This is a genomic window from Aliiroseovarius sediminis (genome assembly GCF_022678485.1).
Classification (GTDB): Bacteria; Pseudomonadota; Alphaproteobacteria; order Rhodobacterales; family Rhodobacteraceae; genus Aliiroseovarius; species Aliiroseovarius sediminis.
Map to the genome: position 1 here is coordinate 240,737 of NZ_JALBYP010000035.1, position 21,071 is coordinate 261,807.

Genomic DNA, 21,071 nt, shown 5'->3' on the forward strand with positions numbered 1-21,071 from the left:
GTGCCCGGCGGTTTATAACGAATCGAACAAATAATTTTGGGGGGCCCATGACTGGGACCGTAGAAAATATGGAAACCGATGCGGATACGCCGAAAAAGAAATCCAAGAAGGGTCTTCTGATTGGTGTGCTTCTTGCGCTTGTCCTTGGTGGGGGTGGTTTTTTCGCCACTTATTCCGGGTTTGTTGGCGCTACTGCCTCGCCCACTGACATCGCAAAACAGGAGGCGCCCGTCGCAGATCTGCCCACCCTCGCCTTCATCGAGCTTGAGCCGTTGGTTATATCGTTGGGATCCACGACCGGCAGCCGTCACCTGCGGTTTCGCGGCTCGCTGGAGATTGTGCCAAGTTACGAGGCCGACGTGACTTACGTACTTCCGCGGGTCATAGACGTGCTTAATTCATATCTTAGGGCGGTTGATCTGACCGTGTTGGAAGATCCGGCGGCCCTAATCAAACTGCGCGCGCAAATGTTGCGGCGCATTCAGCTGGTCACCGGTGAAGGCCGCGTGCGCGACCTGCTGATTCTCGAATTCGTCCTCAATTAATAAGGAGGGATAAGTATGGAAATTCTCGCTGATATCATGTTGGGTTTTGGTGCAATTGGTGCCGCGATCTATTGTTTTGTTCTGTCTAAGCGTCTGCGGCGGTTCAACAATCTTCAAAATGGCATGGGGGGGGCTGTTGCCGTCTTGTCGGCGCAGGTTGATGACATGACCACCACATTGAACAGTGCGCAAGACGCGGCGGCGCAAAGTGCGGACATTCTGACAGATCTGACACGGCGGGCCGAAGCCGCGACCCAGAAACTTGAGCTGATGATGGCCAGTTTACACGATCTGCCAGAACATAACCAAACAACAGTGCCCGAAACGTCAGAGCCGGAGCCAGCACCCACCTACCCCAATAACCAGCGCAACAACAGCGATGAGTCCCCGGTTTTCTTCAGCCATCGTGTATTGGAAGCTGCGGAATGACGCGCCCCAGAAAGAAAAATAAGCTGACAAGCCGTCGCGCAGCCAACAGGCGCGCTCTTCTTGTCCTTGCTTTACTGTTGGGTGCGTCGGGACTGATTAGACTGGGAGGATTGGGTGCTGCGGTCGCCGATGATGTGGACGCGTTGCTTCGCGGCACCTCCGCCAACCAGGAAGAGCTGCCAATCTGCACAACCGAAGCCGATATTGAAGCTGTTTTGACCGCTCTTCGACAACGTGAAGCGTCGGTGGTCAAAAGAGAAGCCGCATTAGAAGCGCGCATGAAAGCTCTTGCAGATGCCGATCAGCAGTTGACTAACAAGATGCAAGCTTTGGTGGCCGCCGAAGATAAGCTTTCCGCTACGATGGCCATCGCAGAGACAGCCGCATCCAATGATCTGGAGCGCCTGACGGTGCTTTACGAAAACATGAAACCGAAGCAGGCAGCTCCACTATTCGAAACAATGGACCCAGAATTTGCCGCCGGGTTCTTGTCGCGCATGAAACCGGCGGCGGCGGCCCAAATCATGGCTGGGCTAGACCCGCAAGTTGCCTACGCCATCAGCGTGATTTTTGCGGGCCGCAATACAGATGTGCCCACAAAATAAGAAAATGGTCGGATTTTATTAACTTGGACCTGCCATTCTAACCGAACCGCAATTGAACATCACAAAGGGGGCCAAAATGATCGGAATCGTCGGCATAGCAATCATCTTTGTGATGGTGTTTGGCGGCTACCTTGCCGCCGGCGGCAAGATGGGGATCATTCTCAAATCCTTACCTTTTGAATTTACCATGATCGGCGGGGCCGCAGCAGGTGCCTTCATTATTTCGAATGATATGACAGCGATCAAGCACACGTTGAAGGATTTGGGTAAGGTTTTTAAGGGGCCGAAATGGCAACCGGACGATTATCGCGATCTTCTATGTCTGCTCTTTTCGTTGATCCGCCAGGCACGACTGAACGCCGTCGCACTGGAGGAACATATCGAGAACCCGGAAGACAGCCTGATATTCGCCCGCTATCCGAAAATTCTGGCCGACAAAGAAGCTGTCGCGCTGATTTGCGACACGCTCCGATCGGCGTCGATGAACTACGATGACCCCCATCAGGTTGAAGAGGTGTTGGAAAAGCGGATGGATGCCAACCTGCACCACGCCCTGCATTCAAGCCATGCGCTTCAGACCGTCGCGGACGGCCTGCCGGCATTGGGAATTGTCGCTGCTGTCCTTGGTGTAATCAAGACGATGGGGTCCATTGATCAGCCACCCGAGATTCTGGGAAAAATGATCGGTGGCGCTTTGGTCGGAACGTTTCTAGGCGTTTTCTTGGCCTATGGATTGGTTGGTCCGTTCTCGGCCAAAGTAAAAACAGTGGTCGAAGACGACGCCCATTTCTATCAACTTATCCGCGAAGTTCTGGTCGCAAACCTATATAACCACTCGGTCAATATCTGTATTGAGGTGGGGCGCCAAAACACGCCGGGTCATCACCGGCCCAGCTTCTCTGATCTTGAGGTTGCTCTAAAAGAAGTCAAGCAGGTCGCCTGATGCGTGTTATTTCTCTACTTCCTTGTTTGTTATTTTTCTGGCCTATGACGCTGGCGGCAGATGACATCAGAATAAGGTCAGGCGAGCATGCTAATTTCTCCCGACTGGTCGTTTATGTCGATCCAGCCAATACGCCTCATTTAACCCGTACGCCTAACGGTTACAGGCTGACCTTGCCCAACACTGCCAACAGTTTTGACACGTCCACGGTGTTCAAATTCATCCCCCGCACCAGGATTAGCGCGCTGACCTCACCAGCCAGCGGCATTTTGGACATTTTCGTACCTTGCAATTGCGGCGCCAAGACGGAACTGCTGTCCGGCGGGCGGTTCGTGATCGACATAACGGATACACCACCGTCCGACGACAAGGCCGAAACAGAAAATCCCCCTACGGCCGCTGGGACCGACCAGACGATCAGTGCGCGCGTCGCCCGACGCGGTTTGCCCATCGCGATAAAAACACCGAATGACAAAGCACGTCCTGTGGTTCTCGAGACCGGAGACAGCCACGAAGCCAAGACCACTACTTCAGCCTTAAAAACACATCCGCTGAAAGAAGGCGACCTGCTGCAAGAACTCGCACGGGCAGCCTCCCAGGGACTGTTAACAGCGCCGTCCATTCCGGCTTCATCCGAACGAAATCCTGGGCCGGAGAAATTGTTGACTGATGATGAAGACTTGCCGCGAGGACCAGATCCAACTGTATCGGCGGATGCGCATATACGCGTCCAAACGGCGATTGATCGCGACACTGGTCGTTCGCCTGATCAACCTGCGATCACAAAGACCGGAGAAAGCTGCCTATCCGGCGAATCTTTCGCAGTCGCGAACTGGGGAACTGAGGGTACGAAGACATTGGACTTCGCGGCCTATCAGGCAAACCTGATCGGTGAGTTTGATAAACTACAGCCCCAAGCCCTCACGGATCTTGTGCGTCATCTGATTTATTTGACCTTTGGGGCCGAGGCCAGATCCTATCTCAAACTACATGGCAAAGGGTTGAACGATTTCGAAAACATGATGTTAATGGCAGAGATTCTTGAGACAGGATCATCTATAAATTCCCACCGGATGACTGCGCAACTGACATGCGATGGACCGGTGGCGCTCTGGGCCGTGCTTGCCCATCCCCGCCTGCCCAGAGGCATCCCTATCAACACCAGCAGTGTAATTTCAGAGTTTTCTTTGTTGCCACGTCACTTAAGGCAGCATCTTGGACCCTTAGTTATGCGAAAGCTCTTGACCATCGGGGATACGGAAACCGCAATCGAAATCAATGAGATCACACAACGAGGCGTGAAAATTACCGACACCGATCATACGTTGTCCGAAGCAAAGCTTTCAATCGCGACCGGCGAAACAGAAATGGGTCACCGAGCACTAACAGATATAGTGGATGCGGACGATGAAAACGCTGTCGAGGCGATGTTAACATTAATCGATAATCTGATCGAAACCGAGGCGGGCATTCCTCAGCGAACAATTGAACTCCTAGCCTCACTCGCGCACGAATACCAAATGTCGCCGGAAGGTCGCAAGCTGGCCATTGCCGAAACAAGATCCCTGATCTATGCAGCCCGCTTCAAAGACGCACAAAAAAAGCTCGACCAATTATTAGGCTTCCCGAATGCCGCTGACAAAAGCCACCTTACGATTCTGAATGAATTGGGCGAGCAGTTGACCGAAGCGGCATCTGATGGCGTTTTTCTGCGGCACATCATCGGTCAAGACCGGTGGAACATTGCCAGCGAGGAAACCAGAACCACCGTTGCTAACCGGCTGCTGGAACTGGGCTTTTCGAGCGCAGCGAAAGATCTTCTTGTTCAGAACAGCGCCCCACCGGGCAGACGGGCGCGCATCCTGATCGCCAAAGGGGCGCTTGCCGACGGTGATGCCAAAGTCGCACTTGGATATCTTGCCGGGCAGACCAGCCCGGAAGCGCGGGACCTCCGCGATGCAGCAATGATCGCAACAGGACAACTTGCACCAGAAATCGAGACATCCGTTAATGCGGTGCCTGACGAAGACGTAACCTCCGGGTCGGTGACACCGCTTGCGAGCTATCATGCGCTGATCGAACAGAGCCGCGCCACCCGATCGCAAGTTGATCAAGCATTGCAAGCTGTTCCGGCGAGGTAGATCACCATCAAAGTTACGGATTATTAAGCATGCATACGTAAATTGGCAGGAACATAGATGCAAGAATTGCGACTCAATGCACAGTTTACAGAAGCACCAAGATCTCGGACTGACCACCCACGTCCAAATGCGACTTGGATCATGGCTGATACCGCCATTCTCTAGAACGATAGCTGCGGCATCATGGCTTTTGATTTCAGCGAGGATCAGAGCAGCACTTTCTCGACCAACGCAAGAACAGCTTTGTGACCATGTGGCCGAAGTTGCATCGGCCCAAACCGACGTACCTCTGTCGGTCGTGAAAGCTATCTCACTAATCGAAACCGCCCGCAAAGAACAAGGTCAACTGCGCGCGTGGCCATGGACGGTGAGTATGCAGGGCGAGAGTGTTTGGTTTACCTCACCACAAGACGCAAAAACCTATGCCCATCGTCATTTCAAAGTCGGTGTGCGCAGTTTCGATGTTGGCTGCTTCGAATTCAGTTACAAATGGCATCATCAACACTTTTCTTCTATCGACGAAATGTTGGCCCCCAAACAGAACGCGCTATACGCTGCGCGTTTCTTATCAAAGCTGTTTCGGGAATTCGGCGACTGGATGTTGGCCGCGGGCGTATTCCATTCGCAAACGCCAGCGTTGGCCAAGGAATACAAACAACATTTTTTCAGAAATGACGCCCGCGTATTGGCGCAAGGCCCCGCGTCGGCGAACGATCCGTCCCCGACAAGCAGTCAATCACCGACAGCTGGGTTAAGATACCAACCGCCAACCCCAGCGCGCGGAAATACCTACCAATTACTTCGGGATAGCGACGCGGGCACGCCACTTGGATCACTTGTGCCGCAGAACGCAAACGCCGCATGGCGCGGCATCATTTTCGTGTCGCGGAAGAGGTTTTGGTAATGCCCTCCATCAAAGACATCTTCCAGCCGACCATCCTGCTGGCGCTTGCACTGATGGCGATCATCGTCATGATGATTTTACCTATGCCCGCTTGGGTCTTGGATGTTGGACTGGCCGCCTCATTTGCGCTGGCGATCCTAATGTTCACCGTGACATTATTCATCGAACGCCCGTTGGATTTTTCAGCTTTTCCGACAGTCTTGCTGGCATCTCTCATGTTGCGTTTGTCGTTGAATGTATCATCAACGAAACTGATCATCGGGCAAGGACACACCGGCACATCCGCCGCTGGCAGCGTGATCGAAGGGTTCGCCAGCTTTGTTATGGGCGGTAGCATCCTGCTGGGCTTGGTCGTTTTCTGTGTTCTTTTGATCGTGAACTTCATCGTGATTACGAAAGGCGCCGCTCGGATGGCAGAAGTCGGCGCGAGGTTTGCGTTGGACGGCATGCCCGGCAAACAACTTGCTATCGACAGCGATATGTCTGCCGGGGCGATTGACCATACCGAAGCCAAAGCCCGCCGCGAGAAGGAGCAAGCTGAGACAACATTCTTCGGCTCCCTCGATGGCGCCTCCAAATTTGTAAAGGGCGATGCGATCGCCGGGCTTTTGATCACTTTTCTGAACCTGGTCATGGGGTTGGTGATCGGCGTGGTAATCCATGACATGGAAATTTCGCGCGCCTTCCAAACCTACGCAATCTTAACCGTCGGTGATGGCTTGGTGACGCAGATTCCCGCGGTTGTAATCTCTATTGCTTCCGCGCTTTTGCTTGCGCGCGGCGGCACGTCGGGTTCGACCGATCTCGCGCTGTTTTCACAGTTGGGCAAATATCCCTCAGCGCTGGCGACAGTGGCTGTATTGATGGCGTTGTTCGGGCTTGTGCCGGGTCTGCCTTTCGTACCCTTTATGGTGGGGGCGCTTGCATTGGCGGCTGCAGCTTGGAAAGGCCAAAAGATCCAGAAAACAAAGGCGAAGGATGAAGCCGTCGACCTGGTTGACACAGATTTCGCGCCGCAGAAAGAAAGCCTTGGAGACATTTTGGATCTGGACGATATTCATGTCGAGTTTGCGCCTGATCTTGTTTCGATGGTGCTGGACCCTGCTACAGGCCTGGACGCCCGGATTTCAAGCATTCGCAACCACATCGCCGGGTCGTTTGGGTTGATTCTTCCCGAAATCCGACTAACCGACAACAGCACCCTGCCGCCCGGCACGTATGCCATCAAGATTCAAGGCGTCGAACAGGCGCGCAACGTTTTGCATCCCGATCATGCGTTGGTCATCCTGTCTGGTGACGATGGCGACGTACCTGCGGGCGAAGATGTGAAAGAGCCCGTGTACGGTGCTCCAGCCCGCTGGATCAGCGACGATACTCACGAAGCGGCCGCGTTGTCAGGCTGCGCGGTCGTCGCCCCGACCGAGGTACTTGCGACACATCTGCTTGAGGTGATGAAACGCAACTTTTCACGGCTTTTGGGGTTCAAAGCGCTGCGACGTCTGCTGGATGAATTCGTCAACCTGTCTGACACGCCGCGCGCCGAAGCAAATCATCGTTTGTTAGACGAACTCATCCCCGAGAAAGTACCGCTGGACCTGCTGCATGCCGTATTGCGTCTGCTTTTGGAGGAGCGTGTCTCGATCCGCAATCTACCTCTGATCATCGAAAGCATTGCTGAAGCCCGACCGACGTTTTCCTCGCCCGACGCGATTTGTGAGTATGTGCGCCAACGGCTCGGCTTCCAACTGGTCGCAGAATTGAAGCGCGAAGACGGGACCGTTCCATTGGTTCAACTTGCACCGGAGTGGGAAGCGATGTTCCAGTCGCACCAACTGGAAGGCGACCGTGGCAGCGATATTGCCTTGCCGCCAGAGGACTTCAACAAACTGGCAAATGCGGTCGCCGACCGTGTCGCGCGCGCCGGCGAGAACGGTATATATCCGGCTGTCGTGACCTCTTCTCGGCGGCGACGCTTTCTTAAAACAGTTTTGTCGGCGAAGGGCATCGCCAACCCTGTTCTATCTTTCGAGGAAATCGGGACCGAGGCCAAACCATCCTTGGTCGGCATGATCCCCGCATGACCGACGAACTGGCGCAAATTTTGAGCTTCGCCCAGCAATTGCTGCAGTACGGCGCCATCATCTTTCTGCGCGTGGGCGCCGCAATGGCTGTTCTGCCCGCTTTTGGGGAAAAGTCTGTTCCCGCGCGGGTCCGCCTGTTTCTGGGGTTGGCTTTTACTGTCATCGTTGCGCCAAGCGTCACGCCCGATATTGCAATCGGTACGATGTTGCCAGATCTGGGCCTGCTTTATATCTCGGAGCCTTTGATTGGTTTGGGCTTCGGAATCGCCATCCGTCTTATGATCATGGCGCTGCAAGTCGCGGGAAGCATTGCTGCCCAGTCGACATCGCTGGCACAGTTGATGGGTGGCGCGAACGCCGATCCGCAACCCGCGATCGGGCATGTTCTGGTTGTGGCGGGGCTGGCGTTGGCGGCTATGATGGGCTTGCACGTCAAACTGGCCGAAGCGTTGATTCTGACCTATCGCGTGTTTCCCATTGGCGCATTTCCTGAAACACAGGCGTTTTCCGATTGGGGCATCCGGCAGATTGCGGAAGCGTTTTCGCTGGCTTTCACGCTGGCTGCACCCTTCGTCATCGTGTCGCTTCTTTATAACGTTGCCCTTGGCGTTATCAACCGAGCGATGCCTCAACTGATGGTCGCTTTTGTCGGCGCCCCTGCAATTACTGCGGGTGGCTTGATCCTGTTACTTCTGACGGCCCCGCTTCTTCTGCCGGTCTGGCAAGCCGCACTTGAGGCGGTGTTGGCCAATCCGTTCGGAGGCTGGTGATGTCCGACTCCGAAGACGATGACAGCAAACAACACGAACCGACCCAGAAGAAACTGGATGACGCTCGAAAACGGGGCGAGGTGCCACGCTCGGCCGATCTGAACACGGCAATGTCATATATGACCTTCCTGCTGATCGCCGCGTCGTTGGGGGCGGCAAGCTTGAAGGGCATAGGTGCGTTTCTTGCGGGGATCCTTGCCCGATCAGACCAGATTGCCGAGGCTGTCTTTCAGGGCGGCGCCCCATTTTCGGGCACACTTCTAATGGGTATCGGCACGCACATGGCACCGTGGCTTCTGACACCCGCTGTGGCTGTTTTAATCCTGACCATCGCGACCCGTAGCTTCGTCGTCGCGCCCGAAAAATTGCAGCCGAAACTCAGCCGACTGTCGTTGATTTCAAACGCAAAAAACAAGTTTGGCCGCTCTGGCTTGTTCGAGTTTCTGAAAAGCTTTGTTAAACTGACGATCTATGCGCTTGTGCTTGGTCTGTTCATCTGGGTCAACCTGCCCGAGATGCTGGCAACGCTGTCGCTGAGCGCGGGCATGACGACCGTGGTCCTTCTTGAATTGTGCCTCAAGTTCCTCACGCTGGTCTTGTTGGTCGCGCTAATCATCGGCGGCATAGATTATTTCTGGCAATATAACGAGCATCTGCGAAAGAACCGCATGTCACACAAAGACCTCATGGACGAAATGAAGCAGAACGAGGGCGACCCTCATATGAAGTCTATGCGCCGACAGAAAGGGTATGATATTGCGATGAACCAAATGCTGGCCGATGTACCCGATGCGGATGTGATCGTAGTAAACCCCACGCATTATGCAATCGCATTGAAATGGTCGCGCCTGCCGGGCGAAGCGCCCGTCTGCATCGGCAAGGGGGTAGACGAAATCGCCACGCGCATCCGCGAAGTCGCCAGCGAGAACGGCGTGCCGATCCACAGTGATCCACCGACAGCACGCGCGCTTCATGCAACGGTCGAGATCGGCCAAGAAATCCCGCCCGATCAGTATCAGGCCGTTGCGGCCGCAATCCGCTTCGCCGAAAAAATGCGCAGTCGCGCGCACGGTGCGTTTGGAGGTGCGGGATGAGCAATCAACTCTCGGATTTAAGTGATTTGGCGAAGATGCGACACGACGTGGCCATGAGTGATCTTGCGCGCCACAACCGCGATATTCAAGAACTTGAAAGCCGCATCGCAGACCTGCGCGCGCGGCTTTACACCATCCCCGATACGGGATTCGACGATGGTTTGGCGCTGTCGCTGATCAGCGGACATTACGACACATGGCAACGTTGGGCCGAACAGAAGCTGGCAAAGCTGAACATCCAGCTTGCCCGTGCCCGCGCGGAAAAAGAGGCCATCACCACCGAAGCCCGCCTTGCCTTCGGACGAAAATCCGCAACAGACGCGCTGCTTGACAGGGAAAAGTTGGCGAAGCACCGGGCGGCGATCAAGCGGTCTGAGCTTGCGTTGTCAAACAACGATCCACGCAAGAAATCTCTTTTCATTTGACGGCACCCGGTCTATAGCCACGGCTTCAACCGCGGGACTTACACCCTTGGAGGAATCCCGCTTCAACAAACTGGAGAATTTCCATGGCAAAACAGATTCCTGATCTTGAAGCCACGGTACGGACGGGGACAGGCAAGGGGGCCGCTCGTCAAGCTCGCCGCGAAGGCTTGGTACCGGGTATCGTATATGGCGGCGGTGTAGAGTCGCTGCCAATCAACATTCCCTTCAACGAACTGCTGAAAAAGCTGAAAGCCGGTCGTTTCCTGTCGACCCTTTGGAACCTGAAGGTCGATGGCGAAGATGACGTGCGCGTCATCTGCCGTAACGTCCAACGTGACGTCGTCAAGGATCTTCCGACCCACCTTGACCTGATGCGCCTGCACCGCAACACCCGGATCAGCCTTTTCATCAATGTCGACTTCACCAACGAAGAAGAAGCGCCCGGCCTGAAAGGCGGCGGTGTTCTGACCGTTGTGCGCCCAGAAGTCGAACTGAACGTGACGGCCGGCGACATCCCCGAAGAGATCGTCGTTGACCTGACAGGTCGCGAGATTGGTGATGTGATCCACATTTCGGACGTTGATCTTCCGAAAGGCGCGAAAACCACTGTTGACCGTGATTTCGTGATTGCAAACATCTCGGCACCCAGCTCGCTGCGCTCAGCTGATGACGAAGAGGGCGGCGAAGGCGAAGAAGTCGCACCAGATGAAGTCGAAGCAACTGAAATGAAGTCTGAAGAATAAGTCGGCTCATCCCGACGAAGACAAAGCGGGCCCTGCGGGGCCCGCTTTTTTATGTCTGGGTGTCCGGGTCATCAGGCAACCGTTGAAACACCACCAGATTGCCGCGCGACCCCCAAGGCATATAGGCAAAGTCAGCCGCCGACATTCCGTCGAAAATATCCCGGATCGCGGACGGTGGATAGATTTGAGGATGAATTTCCATGATCACCATCTTCACCATGTCGGGCCAATTCTGTCTGGCCAGGTCTTTCTCGGCACCCTCAACATCCATGATGACCAGATCGGGCTGAAAAGCATCCAATACGTCCCGCAGTTTATGTGCAGGCACCGACGTCCTGCGCGCGGCACCCTTTCTTTCCCCATCCGCCAAGGCAGATGACCAAAAGGCCGGCTTGATATCGAACTCCACACTATCGCCAACGAAATCATCCGGTACCACAGCGCCATGCAGCAAGCGAACCTCTTCCGCACCATTCAAGGCGAGGTTCGTGCCAATGGTCTGCACCATTTCAGCATTGGCCTCTATCGTGGCGACATTGCCCGGCGTCACAATGCGCGCGGCCTGAAGCGCGATATAACCCGCGCCGCCACCCAGTTCGAGCACGCGATCCCCTACCTTAAGATGCCGCTTCAGCCCGTTGACCTCTTTCCATTCATAAACTTCATCGCGAAGCTGTTGGTCCAGCTTGTCGGTCAGGCAGTGACCAGGGATTTGAAGCTTGATTCCATCTATCGAATATCGCGGCAATGGGATCTCCGGTCATGATGCGCAGGGTGATTGCAACCTGTGTGGACGATCAGTAATTTGGTCTTGCCGCAGCATGTCCGGGGCAGGGGCAACATGTCCAGCACGAAAGGTCAGGGAATGAAAATGTTTGTGGGGTTGGGAAATCCCGGTCCGAAATACGCGGGCAACCGCCACAATATCGGGTTCATGGCGCTGGACCGTATTATGGATGAGCACGGATTCGCTCCGTGGCGCGGCAAGTTTCAGGGCGCCATATGCGAGGGACGTCTGGGCGGCGACAAGGTTATCTTGCTAAAGCCCGAGACCTTCATGAACCTCTCCGGCCAATCCGTCGGCGAGGCGATGCGGTTCTACAAACTGACGCCTGACGACATCATCGTTTTTCACGACGAATTGGACCTCGCGCCCGGAAAGGTGCGGGTGAAAAAAGGCGGCGGCCACGCGGGCCATAACGGATTGCGTTCGCTTCACGCCCATATCGGACCGGACTATACCCGCGTGCGAATGGGGATCGGGCATCCCGGCCACAAGGACGCCGTTGCGCCCTATGTGTTGCGCGATTTTGCCAAAGCCGATCAGGATTGGCTGGACGATGTGTTGCGTGGCTGCGCCGACGGCGCCATCGATCTGGCCGAAGGCGACAACGGCAAGTTCATGAACGCCATAGGGCGCCGCGTGAACCCGCCAAGGTCGTCGAACAGCACGCCGAAAGCTGACATACCGGATCAGACCACCGCTGCCCCAAAAAACAAGACGACCACCCAAGACACCCGCAGCCCCCTGCAGAAACTCATGGATAAGTTTTCATAGGTTCCTGCCCAACTCGGTTGACGCATGGTCGCGTGAATTTTCATGGACGACGGATGATTTGACCGGCAACTTAGAGAAAAAAAGGGGGGGGATATGCGGAAATTCATGAAACGTGTGGCGCAAGTGATCGTGGTGCTTGCTGTTGTGGGCACCATTATCGCGGTTTGGAACCGTGAAAAGATCGGTCGGCTGCTTGCAGTGAACTCTTTGTTCACTGAAGAAAAGATTGTGGACAATTTCTCGCACATGGATCGCGCTTTCCTCATTAAGCCAATGACACGAAAAACGGGCGAAGTGTCGCCGCTTGCCGAGGGGCCATCCATTGCATTGCCGCCTGGGGCCGAGGATTGGATCAAGGACCGTTCGGTTACTGCACTTGTCGTTCTGAAGGATGGCCAACTGCGGCACGAAAGCTATCACCGTGGCACAGAGCCAGAAGACCGGCGCATCAGTTGGTCGGTTGCCAAAAGCTTCTTGTCGGCGCTCATGGGAATTGCGCTTGACCAAGGCGCGATTGCGTCGCTGAACGATCCGGTGGAAGAATATGCGCCCAGCCTGAAAGGCAGCGCATACGAGGGCGCGACGATCCGCAATGTGTTGAACATGTCGTCTGGCGTTGTCTTCAGCGAGGATTATCTGGACTTCAATTCAGACATCAACCGGATGGGCCGCGTGCTGGCGTTGGGGCAGTCGATGGATGATTTCGCCTCTGGGCTGACCGCGACCTTCGCCCCACCGGGCGAGACTTGGCAGTATGTCTCGATAGACACGCATGTGATTGGGATGGTCATCAGAGGCGCGACCGGACAATCCATCCCGGACCTGATGGAAGAACACATCGTGCAACCAATGGGTTTCGAGGCCGATCCCTATTACCTGACCGACGGTTATGGCGTCGCTTTTGTGCTTGGCGGGCTGAACCTGCGCACGCGCGACTACGCGCGGTTTGGGCAGATGTTCTTGCAAGATGGGCGCTGGAACGGGAAGCAGATCGTGCCGGCGGATTGGGTGGCCGCATCAACCACGCCTTCAGCCCCGACAGCAAGCGGCGCCCAGCAATATGGGTATCAATGGTGGATCGCCCCGGACGCGCCCAAAGGCGAATACTTCGCGCGCGGTATTTATGGGCAGTATATCTTCATCGACACGGCGCGTGACGTAGTGATCGCAATGAACGGCGCTGATCGCGGGTTTCGGACCGAGGGCGTCAATGACACCAACATCAAAATGTTTCGCGCGATTGCCGCGTCGATGGACTGACCCCCGATCAGTTGGCGTCGCGACCTTCGGTGTCGGACATGTCAAAGCCCAGATACTTGGCGACGGTATAGATATCTTTGTCGCCGCGCCCGCACATGTTCATGCAGATGATGTGATCTTCCGGCAGCTTGGGCGCGATTTTCATCACATGCGCCAAAGCATGGCAAGGTTCCAACGCAGGGATTATCCCCTCGGTCTGACAGCAAAGTTGGAATGCATCCAGCGCCTCTTTGTCGGTGATCGCCACATATTCGGCACGACCTATATCGTGCAGCCAACTGTGTTCCGGTCCGATGCCCGGATAATCCAAACCTGCGGAAATTGAATAGCCATCAAGAATCTGCCCGTCATCGTCTTGCAACAGGAAGGTGCGGTTACCATGCAAAACACCCGGCCGCCCGCCGCTCAGAGATGCGCAGTGCTCCACGGCGTCATTCACGCCCTTTCCGCCGGCCTCAACCCCGATGATCTGCACGCTTTTGTCGTCAAGGAACGGGTGGAATAAGCCGATGGCGTTCGAACCACCGCCGATGGCCGCAATAATCGTATCAGGCAAGCGACCTTCGGCAGCCTGCATCTGTTCCTTGGTTTCCTTGCCGATGATCGACTGAAAGTCACGCACCATGGCAGGGTAAGGGTGCGGACCCGCAGCCGTACCAATGCAATAGAATGTGTCCGAGACATTCGTCACCCAGTCGCGCAGCGCATCGTTCATCGCGTCCTTCAACGTGCCGCGACCTGAACTGACGGGGATCACCTCGGCCCCCAGCAGCCGCATCCGAAATACGTTCGGCGCTTGTCGCTGCACGTCATGCGCACCCATATAAACGATGCATTTCAGGCCAAACTTGGCGCAGACTGTGGCAGTGGCTACGCCGTGCTGCCCTGCCCCGGTTTCCGCAATAATACGGGTCTTGCCCATACGGCGCGCCAGAAGGATCTGGCCCAGCACGTTGTTGATCTTGTGCGCCCCGGTATGGTTCAACTCGTCCCGTTTCATATAGATCTTGGCGCCGCCCAGATGCTTGGTCAGCCCCTCAGCAAAATAAAGCGGGCTGGGGCGGCCGACGTAATGGGTCCAGAGATGCTGCATTTCGGCCCAAAAACTGTCGTCCGTCTTGGCTTTTTCGTACTCTGCCTCAAGATCAAGGATCAGGGGCATCAGGGTCTCGGACACGAAGCGCCCGCCGAAATCGCCAAATCGGCCCTTTTCATCGGGGCCATTCATGAAACTGTTGAATAGATCGTTCGGCATGGGTCCACTCCGGTTCTTGCGGGGCTTCACACAGCGACCCCAGCGGCGGCACAGAACGCCGCAATCAGCTTGTCATCCTTGATCCCCGGCGCAGTTTCAACCCCTGACGAAACATCGACCTGTCGCGCGCCGGTCAAGCCAACAGCCTGGACAACGTTTTCGGGGGTTAGTCCACCGGCCAACATCCACGGGCACGGCCAATATTTGCGCTGCAGAAGCCGCCAATCGAAGGCCACGCCATTGCCGCCGGGCAGATTGGCATCTTTCGGGGCCTTGGCGTCGATCAGAAGCTGATCCACCACGGGCGCGTAGCGGTCTATTTGCGCAACATCCTCGGCGGTCGCGATACCAATGGCTTTCATCACCGGCAGACCAAACCGCGCCTTTACCTCGGCAACGCGTTCGGGGCTTTCCGACCCATGTAGCTGAAGCATATCCACGGTCGTGCCGTTGACAATCTGTTCCAGCGTCGCATCGTCCGCATTCACGGTCAGCGCCACCTTGGCCACCCCAACCGGCACGTTCAACATCAAAGACGCCGCATCGGCAACAGTCACGTTGCGTGGGCTTTTTGGAAAGAAAACAAAGCCAAGATACCGCGCACCAGAACGTGCCGCAGCGTCGACATGCTGCGACTGTTTCAAGCCACAGATTTTAACAGTAGCACCCATTTTTTTAGCCAGCGTCGTCGATCAGCGCCAGAACGTCGTCACCCGTGCGCGATTTCGGTTCGCGCAAAGTCTTGACCTCACGCGCCAGCTTGTCGCGCTCTTTCCGGGCGCGCGCGGCTTCTGCGCGGATCTTGTGTTCCCGGAACCATTCCCAGACGAATCCAAGCAGAACGCCCGCAATAACCCCGCCGAAAATCACCACAAACAGGGGCAACGTCAGCGACCAACTCCACCCAAGAAACCCGGACAGCTCTTGTGGCAGAAGATTGACTGTGACCATCGCCCGATTGGCGAGCGCAACCGTGATCAGAACAATCGCCAAGATTGCCAGAAATGCGTAACGAAAGTAGCGCATGGATACCTCTTATTTGCCGTTCAACCGGTCCCTGAGCAGCTTGCCAGTTTTGAAGAACGGGACATGTTTTTCTTCGACTTCGACCGATTCCCCCGTCCGGGGATTACGCCCGATACGAGCATCCCTTTTCTTGACGGAAAATGCGCCAAAGCCGCGCAGCTCAACCCGGTCACCGCGCGCCATCGCCTCGATGATTTCTTCAAATATCGTGTTCACGATGCGCTCGACGTCGCGCTGATAAAGGTGCGGGTTTTCATCCGCGATCTTCTGGATCAGTTCCGACCGGATCATTTGGTCCCCCCAAATTGGCTATGTAATGGATTTTGCATCCTTATTCCGTCCGACTATAGGACCAAACCCCCGGACGAGATACAAGCATTGCCGCATCAAGGTCGTAAATTTGGCGTGAATCGTACCATTTTCTTGGGATTTCCTGCCCGATGCCGCACTGGCGAATGGTGTGATGTCGGGTTGCTGGGGATTATTGCAACGCAGCGACCTTTATTGATTCGATACAAAAACGGCCCCGCACAACGCACGGGGCCGCCTGATTTTCAAAGAGGCAGGACTTAGTCGTCTTGCTTCAGCGCGGCGCCAAGAATGTCACCCAGCGATGCACCGGAATCCGAGGAACCGTATTGCGCGACGGCCTCTTTTTCTTCGGCGATTTCGCGGGCTTTAATCGACAGACCCAGACGGCGCGATTTCGAGTCCACGTTGGTCACGCGAACGTCCAGCTTGTCGCCAACCTGGAAACGTTCGGGGCGCTGTTCGGCACGGTCACGCGACAGGTCCGAGCGGCGGATGAAGGATTTCATGCCTTCATATTCCACTTCAATGCCGCCATCTTCGATTGATGTCACTTCGACAGTGATGATCGAACCACGCTTCACGCCGCCAACGGCTTCTGCGAAGGGATCACCGTCCAAGGCTTTAATCGACAGCGAGATACGCTCTTTGTCTGTGTCCACTTCCGAAACAACGGCTTTGACGACGTCGCCTTTCTTGAACTCTTGAATAGCTTCTTCGCCACGCTGGTCCCAAGAAATGTCGGAAAGGTGAACCATGCCGTCGATCTCGCCTTCCAAGCCGATGAACAAACCGAATTCGGTGATGTTCTTGACTTCGCCTTCGACCTCGGTGCCCTCGGGGTGGGTTTCTGCAAACACCTCCCACGGGTTGCGCATGGTTTGTTTCAGGCCAAGCGACACACGGCGTTTTGCCTGATCGATTTCCAGCACCATGACTTCAACCTCTTGCGAGGTCGACACGATTTTGCCGGGATGGACGTTCTTCTTGGTCCACGACATTTCAGACACGTGCACCAGACCTTCAACGCCCGGCTCAAGCTCAACAAACGCACCGTAGTCGGTGATGTTCGTCACGCGGCCCGTGTGGGTTGTTTCCAGCGGGTATTTACCAGCAACCAAATCCCACGGATCGTCCTGCAACTGCTTCATACCAAGCGAGATGCGGTGCGTTTCCTTGTTGATCTTGATGACCTGAACCTTGATGGTCTCGCCGATCGACAGGATTTCCGACGGGTGGTTCACACGGCGCCATGCCATGTCGGTGACATGCAGCAGGCCGTCAACACCGCCAAGGTCAACAAATGCACCATATTCGGTGATGTTCTTGACGACGCCGTCAACCGCTTGGCCTTCGGTCAAGTTGCCGATGACTTCAGCACGCTGTTCGGCACGCGATTCTTCCAGAATTGCACGACGCGACACAACGATGTTGCCACGACGACGGTCCATTTTCAGGATCTGGAACGGTTGCTTCAGACCCATCAGGGGGCCTGCGTCGCGCACGGGGCGCACATCGACTTGGCTGCCGGGCAGGAACGCCACAGCGCCGCCCAGATCGACCGTGAAGCCGCCTTTGACGCGACCGAAGATTGCACCTTCAACGCGGGCGTCGTCGGCATAGGCTTTTTCCAAGCGGTCCCATGCTTCTTCGCGGCGGGCCATCTCACGCGAGATGACGGCTTCGCCACGCGCGTTTTCGGCAGAGCGCAGGTAGACTTCCACCTCGTCACCAACTGCGATTTCAGGGGCTTCGCCGGGGTTTGCGAATTCTTTAACGTCGACGCGGCCTTCCATCTTATAGCCTACGTCGATGATGGCTTGGCCCGCTTCGATGGCGATGACCTTGCCTTTGACAACCGAACCCTCTTCGGGGGTGTCCATTTCGAAGCTTTCATTCAGGAGGGCTTCGAATTCCTCCATAGTTGCTTTAGCGCACATATGCGTTTTGTTCCTTTACAAGTGCTATTCGGGCCGTGCGGTTGGCTCCGCAGGTCTTGGGTTTTCCAATTTGGTCAACAGGTTATCCGCAAAACAAAGAGGGCCGGTATCTCCGACCCTGCTCGTATCCCTGTCATCGCGGCGTTTTCACCTTGTCGACAGGGGCGGGGAATACGTGGATTCTGCCAATAAAGCAAGAGGCGTTGACGATCAGCGCCGCGCGTCAATCGCGGACACGGCGCGCGCAACTGCGTCGCCGATGGACAGATCAGACGTGTCGATGATCACCGCGTCGTCTGCGGGTTTCAAGGGGGCTTCGGCCCGTTCACTGTCGCGTTTGTCGCGCGCCTTCACGTCGGCCAACACATCTGCGCGGGTTACGTCCATGCTGTTCTCGGTCAGTTCAAGATATCTGCGTTCGGCGCGCACTTCGGCGCTGGCGGTGACGTACAGTTTCACTTGCGCGTCCGGGCAAATCACCGTGCCGATGTCGCGCCCGTCCAGAACCGCCCCGCCATCACGGGCGGCAAATTCGCGCTGAAACTCGAAAAGGGCCGCGCGCACATAGGGCAGAACGGCCACGCGGCTGGCGGCCTCTGCGACCTCTTGCGTGCGCAGATTTCCTTGCAGGTCCTGTTCCGTCAGCGACTTGGCCGAGGCCACCGGATCGCCCCCCGCAAGCACCTTGGCGCCGACCGCGCGATACAGCAGCCCGGTGTCCAGATGGGCAAAGCCGAAATGCGCGGCAACCGCCTTCGAGATCGTGCCCTTGCCCGCAGCCGCCGGGCCATCTATGGCGACCGTAAACCGTGTCATGTGTTTGTCCTTACCAGTTGTGCACCCAGACCTGCCATAAGCGGTTCGAACGCGGGGAAACTGGTGGCGATGGGGTTGCCATCGTCCAGATGGATGGGCCTGTGCGACGCCATTCCAAGGCAAGCAAAGCTCATCGCGATCCGGTGATCCAGCACGGTGGCAACCGTTGCACCACCCGGCACGCCCTCTGGTCCAAGCCCGTCAACCGCCCACCAGTCTTCGCCTTCATCCACCGTCACGCCAGCAGCGCGCAAGCCCTTGGCCATCGCGTCGATGCGGTCGCTTTCCTTCACGCGCAGTTCATGCACGCCGGGCATGTTGGTGGTGCCGGTGGCAAAAGCGGCAATGACCGACAGGATCGGGTATTCGTCGATCATGCTGGCCGCGCGTTCGGGGGGCACCACGATGCCTTTCATATTGGGCGAAAAGCGCGCGCGCAGGTCGGCGACAGGTTCGCCGCCCTCTGTGCGCTCATTCTCGAAGCTCAGATCGGCACCCATGTCTTGCAGCGTTTGGAACAGGCCAGCGCGGGTTGGGTTCAGCCCGATATTCGGTACCAAGACGTCCGAGCCGGGCACAATCAGCGCCGCGCAAACCGGGAACGCTGCCGAACTGGGGTCACGCGGCACGGCGATGGATTGCGGCTGCAACTCCGGCTGGCCGGTCAGGGTGATCACGTGACCTTCGTCGGTGTCCTCAACGGTGATCTGAGCGCCGAAACCCGCCAGCATCCGTTCGGTATGGTCGCGGGTGGCCTCTTTCTCGATCACCACGGTCTTGCCGGGGGCGTTCAAGCCTGCGAGTAGCACGGCGGATTTGACCTGCGCCGAGGCCATGGGAGTCGCATAGCGCACCGCCACGGGTTCACGCGCGCCGACGATGGTCATCGGAAGCCGACCCCCGTCTCGCCCATAGCTTTGCGCCCCGAAAAGCGCGAGCGGATCGGTGACGCGCCCCATCGGGCGCGACCGAAGCGAGGCATCGCCGGTGAAGGTTGCCGTAATCGGTTGGGTGGCCATCGCCCCCATGATCAGGCGCACACCGGTGCCCGCGTTGCCGCAGTCAATGACCTGCTCGGGTTCTGCAAAGCCGCCGACACCCACGCCGTTCACGCGCCATTCGCCGTCGCCCACATGTTCGACATCGGCGCCAAACGCTCGCATCGCATCGGCCGTGCCCAGCACGTCTTCGCCTTCCAAAAGGCCCGTGATGTGGGTTTCGCCCACAGCCATCGCTCCAAGGATCAGGGATCGGTGGCTGATCGACTTGTCGCCGGGCACGCGCGCCTCGCCCGTCAAAGGGCCGCATTTGCGCGAGGTCATGGGGATGGCGGGGCCGTGTCCGGACATGTGTCTTCTCCTGTAGTCTGCGAATTCTGATAGCGCAGACATTTGGGTGAAGCCAGAGCGAAAGGGGCTTCGCCCCTCGGCCTGCGGCCTCACCCCAGGATATTTTGGGCCAGAAGAAACGGCGGGGGTGGTCAGAGGCGGCGGAAGGTCAGGTAGTGGGGGGTGCGGGTTTCGCGCAGGGCTTTTTGTTCGTAGCGGGTCGAGATCCAGTCGTCCCAAGAATCGCGCCAGTCGGCGGGTCGTTCGCCCAGCCATTCAAAGCCTGCGCGCGGGACCTCTTCCAGCGTTTGGCGCACGTAATCGGGGATGTCGGTGGCGACGCGGAACTCGGCCCCCGGTTTTAGCACGCGGTGGAAGGGTTCGAGGTATTCGGGCGTCACGAAGCGGCGGCGGTGGTGTCTTTTCTTGGGCCATGGGTCCGGGTACAGCAGGAAGGCCTTTTCAATGCTGTGCTCTGGCAGCACGTCGAACAGGTCGCGCACATCGCCCGGATGGACGGCAATGTTTTCGCACCCTGCCTTGCGGATCTTGCCCAAGAGCATGGCGACGCCGTTGATGTAAGGCTCGCAGCCGATGATCCCCACATCCGGGTTGGTGGCGGCTTGATGCACCATGTGCTCACCGCCGCCAAAGCCTGTTTCCAGCCAGACCGGCTTGCCACCGAAAAGGGCGTTCAGGTCAAGCGGGAGGCGGTCGGGATTTTCGTTCCAATCAACCGCGCCGGGGCTGAGTGCGGCGAGATCCTTGTCCAGATATTCCCGCTGACTGTCGCGCAGCCCTTTGCCCTTCAGGCGGCCATAGAAATTGCGCCACGGCGCGCCCGAGCGGTGCTTGTGCTGTGTGGGGTCATCTTGTGTCATGGCCGCGCCTATGCCGTG

The 21,071-nt window shown here is 56.8% G+C and carries 22 protein-coding genes; 13 read left to right on the plus strand and 9 right to left on the minus strand.

Annotation, left to right across the window (positions count from 1 at the left end):
- The first annotated feature begins 47 nt into the window (after window positions 1–47).
- The 11 genes from MN186_RS12625 to MN186_RS12675 all read left to right on the plus strand — a co-directional run bounded on the left by MN186_RS12625 (window position 48) and on the right by MN186_RS12675 (window position 10,680).
- Entirely contained in the window at window positions 48–545 is a 498-nt protein-coding gene (locus MN186_RS12625; protein ID WP_242114721.1) for a flagellar basal body-associated FliL family protein, read from the plus strand.
- Between the two features lie 15 nt (window positions 546–560).
- Window positions 561–974, plus strand: coding sequence for a hypothetical protein (locus MN186_RS12630; protein ID WP_242114722.1), 414 nt, complete (start codon window positions 561–563; stop codon window positions 972–974).
- Window positions 971–1,579, plus strand: a complete 609-nt coding sequence (locus tag MN186_RS12635; RefSeq protein WP_242114723.1) for a MotE family protein — start codon at window positions 971–973, stop codon at window positions 1,577–1,579. The genes MN186_RS12630 and MN186_RS12635 overlap by 4 nt, the downstream gene beginning before the upstream one ends.
- 76 nt (window positions 1,580–1,655) lie before the next feature.
- On the plus strand, window positions 1,656–2,522 hold the full coding sequence (gene motA / locus MN186_RS12640; RefSeq protein ID WP_242114724.1) for a flagellar motor stator protein MotA: 867 nt from the start codon (window positions 1,656–1,658) through the stop codon (window positions 2,520–2,522).
- A gap of 44 nt (window positions 2,523–2,566) precedes the next feature.
- Complete coding sequence (locus MN186_RS12645; RefSeq protein ID WP_242114725.1) at window positions 2,567–4,663, plus strand: hypothetical protein; 2,097 nt, start codon at window positions 2,567–2,569, stop codon at window positions 4,661–4,663.
- A gap of 253 nt (window positions 4,664–4,916) precedes the next feature.
- On the plus strand, window positions 4,917–5,567 hold the full coding sequence (locus tag MN186_RS12650) for a lysozyme family protein (protein ID WP_242114726.1): 651 nt from the start codon (window positions 4,917–4,919) through the stop codon (window positions 5,565–5,567).
- A complete protein-coding gene (gene flhA / locus MN186_RS12655) occupies window positions 5,567–7,648 on the plus strand; it encodes a flagellar biosynthesis protein FlhA (protein WP_242114727.1) in 2,082 nt (693 codons plus the stop codon). Before MN186_RS12650 ends, flhA begins: the two co-directional genes overlap by 1 nt.
- On the plus strand, window positions 7,645–8,418 hold the full coding sequence (locus MN186_RS12660; protein WP_242114728.1) for a flagellar biosynthetic protein FliR: 774 nt from the start codon (window positions 7,645–7,647) through the stop codon (window positions 8,416–8,418). Before flhA ends, MN186_RS12660 begins: the two co-directional genes overlap by 4 nt.
- Window positions 8,418–9,512 carry an EscU/YscU/HrcU family type III secretion system export apparatus switch protein gene (locus MN186_RS12665; protein ID WP_242114729.1) on the plus strand — a complete coding sequence of 365 codons (1,095 nt, stop codon included), beginning with the start codon at window positions 8,418–8,420 and terminating at the stop codon, window positions 9,510–9,512. Before MN186_RS12660 ends, MN186_RS12665 begins: the two co-directional genes overlap by 1 nt.
- A 53-nt stretch (window positions 9,513–9,565) precedes the next feature.
- The gene (locus tag MN186_RS12670) at window positions 9,566–9,937 is read left to right on the plus strand and encodes a hypothetical protein (RefSeq protein ID WP_242114730.1); all 372 of its coding nucleotides are present in this window, start codon (window positions 9,566–9,568) and stop codon (window positions 9,935–9,937) included.
- Window positions 9,938–10,020: 83 nt separating this feature from the next.
- Window positions 10,021–10,680, plus strand: a complete 660-nt coding sequence (locus MN186_RS12675) for a 50S ribosomal protein L25/general stress protein Ctc (RefSeq protein ID WP_242114731.1) — start codon at window positions 10,021–10,023, stop codon at window positions 10,678–10,680.
- A gap of 49 nt (window positions 10,681–10,729) precedes the next feature.
- On the opposite strand, the gene MN186_RS12680 is transcribed toward MN186_RS12675, so the two are convergent.
- The gene (locus MN186_RS12680; RefSeq protein WP_242114732.1) at window positions 10,730–11,428 is read right to left on the minus strand and encodes an FkbM family methyltransferase; all 699 of its coding nucleotides are present in this window, start codon (window positions 11,426–11,428) and stop codon (window positions 10,730–10,732) included.
- Window positions 11,429–11,545: 117 nt separating this feature from the next.
- Here MN186_RS12680 and pth point away from each other — a divergent pair, with 117 nt between their 5' ends.
- Window positions 11,546–12,238, plus strand: coding sequence for an aminoacyl-tRNA hydrolase (pth, locus tag MN186_RS12685; RefSeq protein WP_242114982.1), 693 nt, complete (start codon window positions 11,546–11,548; stop codon window positions 12,236–12,238).
- A 93-nt stretch (window positions 12,239–12,331) separates the two neighbouring features.
- Window positions 12,332–13,498 (plus strand): serine hydrolase domain-containing protein, encoded by a 1,167-nt coding sequence (locus tag MN186_RS12690; protein WP_242114733.1) that lies wholly within the window; start codon window positions 12,332–12,334, stop codon window positions 13,496–13,498.
- A gap of 7 nt (window positions 13,499–13,505) precedes the next feature.
- On the opposite strand, the gene trpB is transcribed toward MN186_RS12690, so the two are convergent.
- From trpB to trmB, 8 genes are all read right to left on the minus strand, one after another.
- Window positions 13,506–14,753, minus strand: coding sequence for a tryptophan synthase subunit beta (gene trpB / locus MN186_RS12695; RefSeq protein WP_242114734.1), 1,248 nt, complete (start codon window positions 14,751–14,753; stop codon window positions 13,506–13,508).
- A gap of 26 nt (window positions 14,754–14,779) precedes the next feature.
- A complete protein-coding gene (locus tag MN186_RS12700; RefSeq protein WP_242114735.1) occupies window positions 14,780–15,424 on the minus strand; it encodes a phosphoribosylanthranilate isomerase in 645 nt (214 codons plus the stop codon).
- 4 nt (window positions 15,425–15,428) lie between these two features.
- Complete coding sequence (locus MN186_RS12705; RefSeq protein ID WP_242114736.1) at window positions 15,429–15,779, minus strand: LapA family protein; 351 nt, start codon at window positions 15,777–15,779, stop codon at window positions 15,429–15,431.
- 9 nt (window positions 15,780–15,788) lie between these two features.
- Window positions 15,789–16,070 (minus strand): integration host factor subunit beta, encoded by a 282-nt coding sequence (gene ihfB, locus MN186_RS12710; RefSeq protein ID WP_142851987.1) that lies wholly within the window; start codon window positions 16,068–16,070, stop codon window positions 15,789–15,791.
- A gap of 278 nt (window positions 16,071–16,348) precedes the next feature.
- Window positions 16,349–18,028 (minus strand): 30S ribosomal protein S1, encoded by a 1,680-nt coding sequence (gene rpsA, locus MN186_RS12715; RefSeq protein ID WP_255744207.1) that lies wholly within the window; start codon window positions 18,026–18,028, stop codon window positions 16,349–16,351.
- A gap of 210 nt (window positions 18,029–18,238) precedes the next feature.
- On the minus strand, window positions 18,239–18,844 hold the full coding sequence (gene cmk, locus MN186_RS12720; RefSeq protein ID WP_242114737.1) for a (d)CMP kinase: 606 nt from the start codon (window positions 18,842–18,844) through the stop codon (window positions 18,239–18,241).
- Window positions 18,841–20,193, minus strand: a complete 1,353-nt coding sequence (aroA, locus tag MN186_RS12725; RefSeq protein ID WP_242114738.1) for a 3-phosphoshikimate 1-carboxyvinyltransferase — start codon at window positions 20,191–20,193, stop codon at window positions 18,841–18,843. The genes cmk and aroA overlap by 4 nt, the downstream gene beginning before the upstream one ends.
- 131 nt (window positions 20,194–20,324) lie before the next feature.
- Window positions 20,325–21,053, minus strand: a complete 729-nt coding sequence (gene trmB, locus MN186_RS12730) for a tRNA (guanine(46)-N(7))-methyltransferase TrmB (protein ID WP_242114739.1) — start codon at window positions 21,051–21,053, stop codon at window positions 20,325–20,327.
- Window positions 21,054–21,071: the final 18 nt, after the last annotated feature.